The following is a 12062-nucleotide window of genomic DNA, read 5'->3' as shown; positions in this document are numbered from 1 at the left end:
ATTTCATCATCCTTATATCTATTATTTATTTGTTGGATTCCTGCATGGCGACCGAATTGCCCACCCGAAAATTGCTCGCCGTATTGCGTGGTCAAAAACTCGACGTCCCGCCAGTCTGGCTCATGCGTCAGGCTGGTCGCTATTTACCTGAATATCGCGAACTGCGTGCGCAGAAGGGCGGATTCCTCGAACTCGCTTATGATAGCGATGCAGCATGCGAAATCACCTTGCAGCCGATCCGCCGTTTCGGCTTTGATGGCGCGATCCTCTTTTCCGATATCCTCGTTGTCCCGCACGCGATGGGACAGGATCTCTGGTTTGAGACGGGTGAGGGCCCGCGGTTGGCGCCCAGACTGTCCGAAAATGATTGGCGCGAATTCACTCCAGCCCCAGAACGTCTGGAGCCGGTCTATGAGACGGTACGCAAGGTTCGTGCTGCCTTGCCCGCCGAAACCACCTTTCTCGGCTTTGCAGGCAGCCCCTGGACTGTTGCGACCTATATGGTGGTGGGGCAGGGCAGCAAGGACCATGCGGAGACGCGGGCACTGGCTTATTCGGACCCGCAAAAGTTCGGTGAGCTGATTGACGCCATAACAGCAACCACCATTGATTATCTTTCCAAGCAGATTGCGGCGGGCGTTGATGCGGTGCAGCTGTTTGATAGCTGGGCTGGTTCGCTGAGCCCGGCGCAATTCGAGCGCTGGGTGATAGCGCCTAATGCAAAGATCGTTTCAGAGCTGCGCAAACGCCATCCGGAAACCCCGATCATCGGCTTTCCCAAGGGAGCGGGTGCCAAACTTGTGGCCTATGCTCAGGAGGTAAAGCCTGGCGCGATCGGCCTTGACGAAACAGTCGATCCGGTCTGGGCGAATGCCTCGCTACCCGAAAGCTTGCCGGTGCAGGGAAATCTCGATCCGTTGGCATTGATGGCCGGAGGGGAATCTTTGGAAGACGCAGTCGCGCGGATTTTGGCTGCCTTCGAAAACCGCCCACATATTTTCAACCTCGGCCATGGCATTTTGCAGCATACCCCCATTGCGCATGTCGAAAAGCTGCTTAATTTGGTCCGCGGGGGATAACCAAGGCGGATTCCCGAATGACGGAAACCATCGCATTGCTCTATTTCTGGCTCAAATCGGCGCATATCATCTTCGTCATCTTCTGGATGGCCGGGCTGTTCATGCTACCGCGCTTCTTCGTCTACCATCAGGAAAACCCTGAAGGATCTGAAGAGGCGTCACGCTGGGTCGAACGCGAGCGGCGTCTGGTGCGGATCATCCTCAACCCGTCGATGGTCATCGTCTGGGTCGTCGGCCTGCTGCTCGCCTGGCATATCTCGGCGCTGAGCGAAGGCTGGTTCCATGCCAAGCTGCTCGCGGTGCTGGGGCTCTCGGCCTATCATGGCTGGATGGTCGGCTATGCTAAGAAACTGGCGGCCGGCGAGCGCCCGATTGAGGGGAAGAAATTGCGCATCCTCAACGAAGTGCCGGGGATTGCGGCTGCCATTATCGTGATATTGGTTGTTGCCAAGCCGTTCTGACCAGCATTGACTATTTGGCTTCAATAGCCTAATTAACTCCCAAGCCCGTTCTGGGCGTGAGGCGCATTCCTCTTTTCAACGACAGCGCCATCGACCTTTTCCTATCCCGCCGGCATCTCTTTACGTCGGCCAGCTATTTTCCAGCGGAACACGCACATGCATTTAAAAGACCTCAAGAACAAGAAACCCGCCGAACTCGTCTCGATGGCCGAAGAGCTGGAGATTGAAGGTGCCTCGACGCTGCGCAAGCAGGACCTTATGTTCGCCATCCTCAAGGAAATGGCGGAAGATGGCGAGCAGATCATCGGCGAAGGCACGATCGAGGTACTCCCCGACAGTTTCGGTTTCTTGCGTTCTCCCGAAGCCAATTATCTCGCCGGACCCGACGATATCTATGTCTCGCCCAATATGGTGCGCCAATATGGCCTGCGCACCGGTGACACTGTCGAAGGCGAAATCCGCGCACCCAAGGATGGTGAGCGTTATTTCGCACTGACCAAGGTGCTCAAGGTCAATTTCGATGATCCTGATGCTGTCCGCCACCGGGTCAATTTCGATAACCTGACGCCGCTTTATCCCGACCAGAAACTGACGCTCGATACGCTCGATCCGACCGTCAAGGACAAGTCGGCACGTGTGATCGATATCATCAGCCCGCAGGGCAAAGGCCAGCGCGCGCTGATCGTAGCGCCGCCGCGCACTGGTAAAACCGTGCTGCTGCAGAATATCGCCAAGGCGATCACCGATAACCACCCGGAAGTCTTCCTGATCGTCCTTTTGATCGATGAGCGTCCCGAAGAAGTCACCGACATGCAGCGCAGCGTGAAGGGCGAAGTTGTCAGCTCGACCTTTGACGAACCCGCCACTCGCCACGTTCAGGTCGCTGAAATGGTGATCGAAAAGGCGAAGCGCCTCGTCGAGCACAAGCATGATGTCGTCATCCTGCTCGACTCGATCACCCGCTTGGGCCGCGCCTACAACACCGTGGTTCCCTCTTCGGGCAAGGTGCTGACCGGTGGTGTCGATGCCAACGCCCTGCAGCGCCCGAAACGCTTCTTCGGTGCTGCGCGCAACATTGAGGAAGGTGGTTCGCTCTCCATCATTGCTACCGCGCTGATCGATACTGGTAGCCGTATGGACGAAGTGATCTTCGAAGAATTCAAGGGCACGGGTAACTCCGAAATCGTCCTCGATCGCAAGGTCGCGGACAAGCGCATCTTCCCGGCATTGGATGTCGGCAAATCGGGCACCCGCAAGGAAGAGCTGCTGGTCGAGAAGGACAAGCTCACCAAGATGTGGGTCCTGCGCCGCATATTGATGCAGATGGGCACCGTCGATGCGATGGAGTTCCTGCTCGACAAGATGAAGGATTCGAAGACCAACGAGGACTTCTTCGATTCGATGAACCAGTAAGACTGGACTGCGCATGATAATCGAACATGCGCTTTTACAAGTTCGGCCCGGCGAGGAAGCAGCTTTTGAGTTGGCGATGGCAAATGCCAAGCCACTGATTAACGCTTCGCCGGGCTTTCAGGGAATCGAGGTTCGTCCAGCAGCCGAAAAGCCAGGGCTTTATCTGCTGCTCGTGCGTTGGGATTCGATTGCCGACCATCGCGACGGATTCCGCAATTCGGATCGCTATCAGCAATGGCGGGCCTTGCTCCATCCTTTCTATGACCCTATGCCGAGCGTCGACTATTTTGAGGATCCGTTGTGATTGAATTGATTTTTGCCAGCGCCGCTGCTGTCCCTTCGCTGGGTGGACCCGCCGAAATCTGGGCGGCGATCGTCAAGGATTTTTCGAACATAGGTTCGCCCTCGGCGTTGACCGCATTCCTGCAGGTGTTGATGATCGACATCGTGCTTGCGGGGGACAATGCCATCGTCGTCGGTGCACTTGCAGCCGGTCTACCTGCGGACCAGCGTAAAAAGGTGATCGCCATTGGTGTGATCGCCGCATTGGTGCTGCGCGTTGCCTTTGCGCTGATGGTGACATGGCTGCTGGGAATCGTCGGGCTGATCTTTGCGGGCGGCGTGTTGCTGCTCTGGGTCGCCTGGCGGATGTACCGCGACATTGGCGCAGATCATGGTACCGATTCCCCCGGCTCTCCCGAAATAGCGGGTGACGAGGATTCGGGTATCAAGCCTGCGAAAAGTTTTGTCGGTGCCGCTTGGGCGGTAGCCATAGCTGACGTGTCGATGAGCCTCGACAATGTCCTCGCGGTTGCTGGTGCGGCGAAGGACCATCCCGGCATCATGATCGTCGGCCTCGTCTTTGCTGTCGCCTTGATGGGCGTCGCTGCCAACATCATCGCCAAATATATCGAACGTTATCGGTGGATTGCCTGGATCGGCCTTGCCGTCATCGTCTATGTCGCGATCAAGATGATCTATGACGGCTGGGTTGATCCGCAATTGGGTCTTGGCAAGTTCGTCGCTCCGCTGATTGGTGGCTGAGGAATCCGGATATGGCGAACTCCTGGACCGAACAACCGGTGCTGGAGGGTCGCCATGTCCTGCTGAGGCCGATGGTTCGCGCTGACGGGCCTGCAATCGTTGACGCTGCAAGTGATGGCAAGCTGTGGGAGTTGTTCTATACTGTCGTCCCTGGCCCGGATTCGATACAGGCCTATCTCGACCGAGCCGAGCGCGAGCAGGGCTGGGGCCGGATCATGCCCTTTGTGGTCATAGAGAAGGCCAGCGGCGATATAGTCGGTGCCACACGCTATATGCGGATGAATGCGCCGCATCGCAGGCTTGAAATTGGTACAACCTTTTACGCCAGTCGGGTGCAACGCACACCGATCAACAGTGAAGCCAAGCTACTGCTCCTGACGCACGCTTTTGAAGCGATGGATTGCGTTTGCGTGCAGTTCCGCACCGATCATTTCAATTTCGCCTGGCAGCGCGCGATCGAAAGGCTGGGCGCGAAGCGAGACGGACTGATCCGCAACCACCAGATCCTAGACGGGCGTGTTCGCGATACGGTGCTTTATTCGATTCTGGCCAACGAATGGGAAGGCGTGAAGCGCAATCTGCAGATGCGATTGGCGCGCGGCTGACGCCTAGCCCAGATGCTCGCGGAAGAACGCCAAAGTCCGTGAATCCGCCAGTTGCGCGCCTGCTTCATCACGACGATTGCCCATCTCGGCTGCAAAGCCATGATCGAGCCCTACATAGTCGTGCAAGACGACTTTGGGGTGCCCATCTAGCCCGGAATGGATTGCCGCCTGCGCTTCGGGGCCGACAAAATGGTCTGCCGTCGGGATATGCAGCATCAGCGGGTTGGCGATGGCGTGGCTTTCATTGATCATGGTATCAATCATGACGCCATAATAGCCGACCGAGGCGTCCACATCGGTGCGTGCAGCGGCCATATAGGCGAGGCGACCCCCCAGGCAGTAGCCGACGCAGCCAACCTTCTGCACTGCAGGCGCACCCAGTTCGCCGCGGCGGATAGCGTGGATGGCGGCTTCGATATCCTTGACCCCGTCATTGGGTTCATATTGCCCGAAATAGCCGAAAGCTTCCTGCAACTGCGCCTCCACATCGGGATCGAGCTCGACACCCGGTGCGAAGCGCCAGAAAATGTCGATGGCGACGGCCAGGTAACCAGCCTCTGCCCAATTTTCGCATTTCTGCCGGATTCCGGGATTCACACCGAAGATTTCCGGAATGACGATGATGGCTGCCTTTGCCTCGCCTTCGGGCTTGGCAACATAGGCACCGAACAAGGCATCTTCATCAAATGCGCGAATCTTTGTCATTTCACCCATGGGCTTGCTCCTGAAATCAAAAAATTGCCCCTTTCGCTTATGCGACTATAGTGCGGCCGACAATCGGGTAATATCGCTGTAAGGCAGGGAGGCTAGCCATGAAATTCAACATCGAAGTCGATACCACCCCAGAGGAAGTCCGCCGCCTGATGGGGCTGCCCGATCTTTCCGAAGTGCATGAAGTCTATCTCGACAAGCTGAAAAAGGTCGCCGACAAAGGTCTTACGCCAGACATGGTGCAAGGCATGATCCGCAATTGGGTGCCGATGGGCGATCAGAGCATGGATTTCATCAAAAGCCTGATGGGCGGATTGGCCGGTGGCGGCCTGGGCGGCAAGGACAAGAAGTAGATTTCAGCTATGGACAGCGTCGATACGATCTTCGCGCTGTCCAGCGGCGCGCCACCTGCTGCAATTGCGGTGGTACGCATCAGCGGGGCTCAAGCTTTTAAGGCAGTCAGGCTGCTGACGGGCACATTGCCGCCGCCGCGCAAGGCAGCGCTGCGGAACCTCAAAAGCCCTGCCAGCGGGGAATTGCTTGATCAGGGTCTAGTCTTGATCTTTTCCGGTCCGGCAACGGCGACGGGGGAGGACCTCGCCGAGCTCCATCTTCATGGCGGGCGTGCAGTCGTGCGCGCGGTTGAAACTGCGCTGTCAGAAATCGATGGTCTGCGCCGCGCAGAAGCCGGCGAGTTCACCCGGCGCGCTTTTGCCAATGGCCGAATCGATCTCAACGAAGCCGAGGGGTTGGCGGACCTGCTATCCGCCGAAACCGAATGGCAACGGCGAGCGGCTGCATCAATGGCCGGAGGAGCCTTCAGTCAACAGGTAGAAGCGTGGCGTGAAGCCTTGCTGCGGCTGGCTGCAATGCTCGAGGCAGAACTGGATTTCTCCGACGAGGACAATGTTGGAGATCAAGAATATTCAAAAATATCAAAAAGTTGTACTTTGCTTCATGACGCCATCGCCGATCATCTGAAATTCCCGCCGGTCGAAAAATTGCGCGATGGTTTGCGGATCGTTTTGGCTGGGCCGCCCAATAGCGGCAAGTCCACCTTGCTCAACGCGTTGGTGGCGCGCGAGGCAGCGATCGTTTCAGACATTGCCGGCACAACACGCGATCTGATTGAGGTGCCGGTTGCGTTTGAGGGGATTCCATTCCTGTTCACCGACACTGCCGGTTTGCGTGATGACAGTGGGGATGTCATCGAGGCCATTGGCATAGAAAGGGCTGCACAGGCGATTGCGGAAGCGGACATTGTGCTGTGGCTTGGCGCTGAGGGTGAAGGGCCTAAGCATGCCAATCTGGTCGAGATTGAAGCAAAGTCGGATATGGACGGTCGTGTTCGAAAATCCGCGGCTGTCACTGTTTCCGCCAAAAGCAGCCAAGGAATGGCCGAACTGGTTGCGCTTCTGGTTTCCAAAGGGCGGGAGATGCTGCCTCCGCCTGATGCCTTCGCACTCAACCAGCGGCAGCGGCACTTACTGCGCGATACGGCGTTGTTCTTATCGCATGCGAGCAAGGCCCATGATCCCTTGATCATGGCGGAGGAACTGCGCCAGGCGCGGCTGGCTCTCGATACGCTGACCGGTCGGGCGAGCACCGAAGATATGCTCGATGCCCTTTTTGGACGATTCTGTATCGGCAAATAGCAGTTGTTCCACGTGGAACATCTTCGACTTGCTTTGACCCTTAGCGCGGGGTGCGCTATGCGGCCGGGCGATGAGTAATCGGGCAGACACAGATTTTGACGTTGTCGTTATCGGCGGCGGCCATGCAGGCGTGGAGGCGGCTACCGCTGCTGCACGTATGGGTGTGCGCACAGCCTTGGTCAGTTTTGCTCGTGACACTATTGGCGCGATGTCGTGCAATCCCGCAATTGGGGGGCTGGGCAAAGGCCATCTCGTACGCGAGGTTGATGCCTTTGACGGGTTGATTGCCCGCGCGGCGGATGATGCGGCGATTCATTACCGCATGCTCAATGCCTCGAAAGGTGCGGCAGTGCAGGGCCCGCGTATCCAGGCCGACCGCGCATTGTTCAAGGCCTCCATTCACCGTCAAGTAGCGGCGACACCCAATCTGACAGTGATCGAAGGAGAGGCGGCCGCACTTCGTTTCGCGGTAGGTAGCGATCGCAAGGTGGCAGGCCTCGATCTTTCGGATGGGACGGCATTGGTGGCAAAAGCCGTCATATTGTGCACCGGCACCTTCTTGGGCGGAGCGCTGTTTCGCGGTGAGGAACGGCTGACCGGTGGACGCATCGGTGAGCAGAGCGCGCTGAAACTGGCCGAGCAGGTTCGGGGGGCAGGGCTGCCCATGGCGCGGCTGAAAACCGGTACGCCGCCACGGTTGGATGGCCGGACAATTAATTGGGCGGTTCTCGATGAACAGGCCTCTGATTCCGAAAGCTGGACAATGTCGGCGATGACGGCGCGCCGCCATGTCCCGCAGATCTTCTGCGCAATTACCCGCACCAATTCCCAAACCCACGATATCATTCGCGGCGGCCTCGATCGCTCCCCTTTATTTGGCGGTGCGATCCAAGGGCAGGGCCCCCGCTATTGTCCCTCGATCGAAGACAAGATCTTCCGCTTTGGCGATCGCGAAGGCCATCAGGTTTTTCTCGAACCAGAGGGCCTCGACACCCATCTCATTTACCCCAACGGAATTTCAACTTCGCTGCCCACTGATGTCCAGCTGGCTATGGTACGTTCGATGGCAGGGTTGGAGACCGTGGAAATGGTTGTTCCAGGTTATGCCGTAGAATATGATTATATCGATCCGCGCGCGCTCGACCGAACCTTGAAAGTGCGGGATTTTGAAGGGCTTTATTGCGCTGGACAGATCAATGGCACCACCGGTTATGAAGAAGCGGCAGCGCAAGGTCTGGTTGCCGGGATGGGCGCGGCCAGTGCTATACTGGGCAAAGAAATGCCGGCGCTGGACCGCTCCAACAGCTATATTGCCGTGATGGTGGATGATCTGGTCCTACATGGTGTCACCGAACCTTATCGGATGCTTACTGCGCGTGCCGAGTATCGACTGCGTCTGCGGGCCGATAATGCCACAACTCGGCTCACTCCGCTGGGGATGGAAGCGGGCGTGGTCGGTGTCGAGCGTCAGGCGCAATATCAAGCAAAGGCGGCTGAGAAAGTACGCTTGTCCGCACTTCTTCAAGCCAGCGCCACTGCGGATCAACTCATTGCTGAAGGCATTCCCGTAAAGCGGGATTCCGGCAAGATGCCGCTTATCGATTGGCTTCGTTTTCCCGATGTAATCCTGTCTGAACTTTTGCGTGTCGTGCCATCGGATGAAGTTGTTTCACGTGAAACAGCACTCGACTGGTCTGAGGATGTTATAGCAGAGCTCGAGCAAGACGGTCGTTATGCTCCATATGTCGACCGGCAGGCAGCGGAGTTACGCGATCTTGCCGCGAATGAACGGATCCGCATTCCGGACAATATGAACTATCGGACCATCGCCGGGCTTTCAAATGAAATGGTCGAACGGCTCGACAGTGCGCGGCCAGACACTTTGGCTGCCGCAAGCCGCATACGCGGGATTACACCTGCTGCGCTGGCAGCGATTCTGGTTCATGCGAAACGCGCGCAAGCGAGCGACAAGAAGGCTGCATGACAGAGGATGAAGCCCGGACCTGGCTGGATCAGAATTTCAATGTTTCACGTGAAACATGGGAAAAGCTCGAGGCGTTTATCACTTTTCTCAAGGTAGAGGCTGCAAGGCAGAACCTCATCTCTGCATCGACACTCGACCATATCTGGGCAAGGCACATAGTCGACAGCGCGCAATTACTAATGTTGGCGCCATCCGAACCAGGCCAATGGATAGACCTTGGCTCGGGTGCCGGTTTTCCCGGCATTGTCGTTGCACTGCTCAGCGACTGGCATGTGGTTCTGGTCGAATCACGTGCAAAGCGCATCGAGTATCTCAACCGGGCAGTCGTCTTTCTTGGTCTTGAAGGCCGAACGAGAGTTGCTGGCATGCCTGTCGAGCGTGTCGAAACGCAAAAATATGATGTCATCAGCGCACGTGCATTCGCGCCTCTACCCAAATTGCTCGATTTATCCGCGCGATTTTCCACAGATAAGACGAAATGGCTGCTGCCAAAGGGTCGAAATGCGGTTAATGAACTTGAGGAAGCCCGAAAGGCGTGGGATTTTGACTTTTCGGTCGAACCCAGCGTGACCGACCCCGAAGCAGGGATTTTGGTGGGCACAGTGCGCGGAACCAATATTCAGCCCGCATCCGGGGCTAGAGCCGGTGCTGCGGCGAAAGGACGGCGGAAGAGATGATCCGGATCGCCATTGCGAACCAAAAGGGCGGCGTTGGCAAGACGACGACAGCCATCAACCTTGCAACAGCTTTGGCTGCCTGTGGCCGCCGCTGCCTGCTGATTGATCTTGATCCGCAGGGCAATGCCTCGACCGGTCTCGGCGTGAAATCATCTGATCGTGAATATAGCAGCTATAATCTGTTGATGGGTGAAGCCACGCTGGCCGAAGCGGTAGCTGGAACAATGATTCCGGGCCTTGATATCCTACCAGCGACAGTCGACCTGTCGGGCGTCGAGGTCGAGTTGGTCGATCATCCCGATCGCGCACACAAATTGCAAAGAGCATTGGCAGTCGAGGAAAGCCGCTGGGATGTCTGCCTGATCGATTGCCCGCCTTCGCTGGGCATGTTGACGATCAACGCGTTGGTGGCCGCAGATTCCATCCTGGTACCGCTGCAGTGCGAATTTTTTGCGCTGGAGGGATTAAGTCAGCTTTTACAAACAGTTGAGCGCATCCAAAATCGCTTCAACTCGTCGCTTTCGATCCTGGGTGTGGCGCTCACCATGTTTGATCGGCGCAACCGCCTGACCGATCAGGTGGCCGAAGATGTACGCAGCTGTCTGGGCGATCTGGTGTTCGAAACGGTGATCCCCCGCAATGTCCGTCTGTCTGAAGCGCCCAGCCACGGCCTACCGGCCCTGATTTACGATCATCGCTGCTCAGGCTCGGAAGCCTATATGAGTCTTGCGCGCGAATTGCTGGCGCGCTTGCCCGCACAGGAGATGGCAGCATGAGCGAAGGGGAAAAGCCGCTGCGCAAGAAAATGGGGCTGGGCAGGGGCCTTGATGCGCTTTTGGGCGAAGTATCACTCGATCGCAGCGCAAGCCGGGTCGCCGGCGGCGGAGAGCCTGCCGCTATTGGCACAGCGCAACCGACGGACGGTGTTTCGACGATTGCCGTTGCCGACATCCATCCTAATCCCGCCCAGCCGCGCCGCCATTTCAGTGAGGAATCGCTGCAGGAGCTGGCCGCCAGCCTCAAACGTCACGGCTTGATCCAGCCGATATTGGTGCGTCCGCATGGCGGCGGCTATCAGATTGTCGCAGGCGAACGGCGCTGGCGCGCCGCGCAAAAGGCACAGTTGCACCAAATCAAAGCAGTTGTCCGGGAGCTTTCCGATGAGGAAACGCTCGAAATCGCACTGATCGAGAATATCCAGCGCCAGGATCTCAATCCGATCGAAGAGGCCGATGCCTATCGCAAGCTGTGCGACGATTTCGGCCATAGCCAGAGTGAGCTGGCAGCAATTGTCGAGAAATCGCGCAGCCACGTCGCCAATATGATGCGTTTGCTCGAATTGCCGACGCTGGTCCGCGAGCTGGTGATCGAAGGCAAATTGTCGATGGGTCATGCGCGCGCTTTGCTGGGCAGCGATGATTGCGCCCGTCTGGCGGCGGTGGTCGTCAAGCAAGGTCTGTCGGTTCGCCAGACCGAGGCATTGGTTCGCCGCTCGCGTGTCCAAGAGGGCAAGGCCCCCAAACCGCGTATTCAGCAAGGCTCGAACAACGATGCTGATATCCGCGCCGTCGAACAGCATTTGGGCGACCTTCTAGGACTCAAGGTAAAGATCGCACATAAGGGGCAGGGCGGGGCAGGCGCTGTCACCTTCGAGTATCGCAGCCTCGATCAGCTCGACATGCTGTGCCAGCGTTTGACGGGCGAACAATTTTAGAGATTTACGCGATTTTACGGCGAAGTCTTACCGACAAAACGGCACCGTTAATTCCATATATAATTGTATTATATGCATTTTATAGGCGAATTAACTATAGCGCGTTAACCATGCGCAGAAGCATCATCTTATGATTCGATGTCCATAAGCGACCGTGAATGCAGTGGGGCATTCCGAATTTTTTAGTTTGTCGCAAAAGGGACCAGATAAATGATCAACAAGATGAAGCTTGCGCTTGCTGGCGCAATCGTCGCTACCGGCATGGTATCGAATGCCGCTTATGCTGCCACTGAACAGGCCGATGCCACCGTTCAGGTTCTCGCTGCTGTGGAGCTTTCGGCTGTAACTGACCTTAATTTTGGTGTTGTTGCTGCTTCCGCTGCTGGTGGCACCGTAACGATCGCTGCAGCTTCAGGCGCCACTCCGACGGCCTCGGGTGTTATCGCAATTAGTGGCGGTGCTCCCGCGAGCTTTCAGGTAACGCAGGCAACTGACGGTGAAGTTATTGATCTCACTGTTGGCAATCCCGCTGCACTCGTCGGTCCGTCGGGTTCGACCCCGATCCCGCTGTCGGGCCTGGCGCTGTCGACCAGCAGCATTACCTACAGCTCAACGACACCCGAAACGGTTTACGTTGGTGGTACCATTTCACTTGGGGCCAGCCAGATGGCAGGCACCTACACCGGCACGTTCGACGTGACCGCTGAATATCAATAAGA

Annotated in this window: 14 protein-coding genes; 13 read left to right on the top strand and 1 reads right to left on the bottom strand. The window is 57.1% G+C overall.

Going from position 1 to position 12062, the window contains the following annotated elements:
• The first annotated feature begins 44 nt into the window (after positions 1-44).
• From hemE to PKC81_RS02225, 6 genes are all read left to right on the top strand, one after another.
• Positions 45-1079: a uroporphyrinogen decarboxylase gene (gene hemE / locus PKC81_RS02250; protein ID WP_324333014.1), complete on the top strand. Its 1035-nt coding sequence runs from the start codon at positions 45-47 to the stop codon at positions 1077-1079.
• A 17-nt stretch (positions 1080-1096) separates the two neighbouring features.
• Positions 1097-1540: a CopD family protein gene (locus tag PKC81_RS02245; RefSeq protein WP_324333013.1), complete on the top strand. Its 444-nt coding sequence runs from the start codon at positions 1097-1099 to the stop codon at positions 1538-1540.
• A 156-nt stretch (positions 1541-1696) separates the two neighbouring features.
• Entirely contained in the window at positions 1697-2953 is a 1257-nt protein-coding gene (rho, locus tag PKC81_RS02240) for a transcription termination factor Rho (protein WP_324333012.1), read from the top strand.
• Between the two features lie 13 nt (positions 2954-2966).
• On the top strand, positions 2967-3257 hold the full coding sequence (locus PKC81_RS02235; RefSeq protein WP_324333011.1) for an antibiotic biosynthesis monooxygenase: 291 nt from the start codon (positions 2967-2969) through the stop codon (positions 3255-3257).
• The gene (locus PKC81_RS02230) at positions 3254-3997 is read left to right on the top strand and encodes a TerC family protein (RefSeq protein ID WP_324333010.1); all 744 of its coding nucleotides are present in this window, start codon (positions 3254-3256) and stop codon (positions 3995-3997) included. Before PKC81_RS02235 ends, PKC81_RS02230 begins: the two co-directional genes overlap by 4 nt.
• 11 nt (positions 3998-4008) lie before the next feature.
• Positions 4009-4602: a GNAT family protein gene (locus PKC81_RS02225; protein WP_324333009.1), complete on the top strand. Its 594-nt coding sequence runs from the start codon at positions 4009-4011 to the stop codon at positions 4600-4602.
• A 3-nt stretch (positions 4603-4605) separates the two neighbouring features.
• Here PKC81_RS02225 and PKC81_RS02220 read toward each other — a convergent pair whose 3' ends face one another.
• Positions 4606-5316, bottom strand: a complete 711-nt coding sequence (locus PKC81_RS02220; protein ID WP_324333008.1) for a dienelactone hydrolase family protein — start codon at positions 5314-5316, stop codon at positions 4606-4608.
• A 98-nt stretch (positions 5317-5414) separates the two neighbouring features.
• Between PKC81_RS02220 and PKC81_RS02215 the strand changes: the two genes are divergently transcribed.
• The 7 genes from PKC81_RS02215 to PKC81_RS02185 all read left to right on the top strand — a co-directional run bounded on the left by PKC81_RS02215 (position 5415) and on the right by PKC81_RS02185 (position 12060).
• Positions 5415-5666, top strand: a complete 252-nt coding sequence (locus PKC81_RS02215; RefSeq protein WP_298604969.1) for a DUF6489 family protein — start codon at positions 5415-5417, stop codon at positions 5664-5666.
• 9 nt (positions 5667-5675) lie between these two features.
• Entirely contained in the window at positions 5676-6968 is a 1293-nt protein-coding gene (gene mnmE / locus PKC81_RS02210) for a tRNA uridine-5-carboxymethylaminomethyl(34) synthesis GTPase MnmE (RefSeq protein ID WP_324333007.1), read from the top strand.
• A gap of 70 nt (positions 6969-7038) precedes the next feature.
• Entirely contained in the window at positions 7039-8952 is a 1914-nt protein-coding gene (gene mnmG / locus PKC81_RS02205) for a tRNA uridine-5-carboxymethylaminomethyl(34) synthesis enzyme MnmG (protein ID WP_324333006.1), read from the top strand.
• On the top strand, positions 8949-9629 hold the full coding sequence (gene rsmG, locus PKC81_RS02200; RefSeq protein ID WP_324333005.1) for a 16S rRNA (guanine(527)-N(7))-methyltransferase RsmG: 681 nt from the start codon (positions 8949-8951) through the stop codon (positions 9627-9629). The genes mnmG and rsmG overlap by 4 nt, the downstream gene beginning before the upstream one ends.
• The gene (locus PKC81_RS02195; protein ID WP_298604980.1) at positions 9626-10405 is read left to right on the top strand and encodes a ParA family protein; all 780 of its coding nucleotides are present in this window, start codon (positions 9626-9628) and stop codon (positions 10403-10405) included. Before rsmG ends, PKC81_RS02195 begins: the two co-directional genes overlap by 4 nt.
• Positions 10402-11343, top strand: a complete 942-nt coding sequence (locus PKC81_RS02190) for a ParB/RepB/Spo0J family partition protein (RefSeq protein WP_324333004.1) — start codon at positions 10402-10404, stop codon at positions 11341-11343. The genes PKC81_RS02195 and PKC81_RS02190 overlap by 4 nt, the downstream gene beginning before the upstream one ends.
• A 210-nt stretch (positions 11344-11553) precedes the next feature.
• The gene (locus tag PKC81_RS02185; protein ID WP_324333003.1) at positions 11554-12060 is read left to right on the top strand and encodes a DUF4402 domain-containing protein; all 507 of its coding nucleotides are present in this window, start codon (positions 11554-11556) and stop codon (positions 12058-12060) included.
• Positions 12061-12062: the final 2 nt, after the last annotated feature.

The organism is Sphingorhabdus sp., from assembly GCF_035329025.1.
Classification (GTDB): domain Bacteria; phylum Pseudomonadota; class Alphaproteobacteria; order Sphingomonadales; family Sphingomonadaceae; genus Sphingorhabdus_B.
This window is presented reverse-complemented; position numbering and strand designations above follow the sequence as displayed.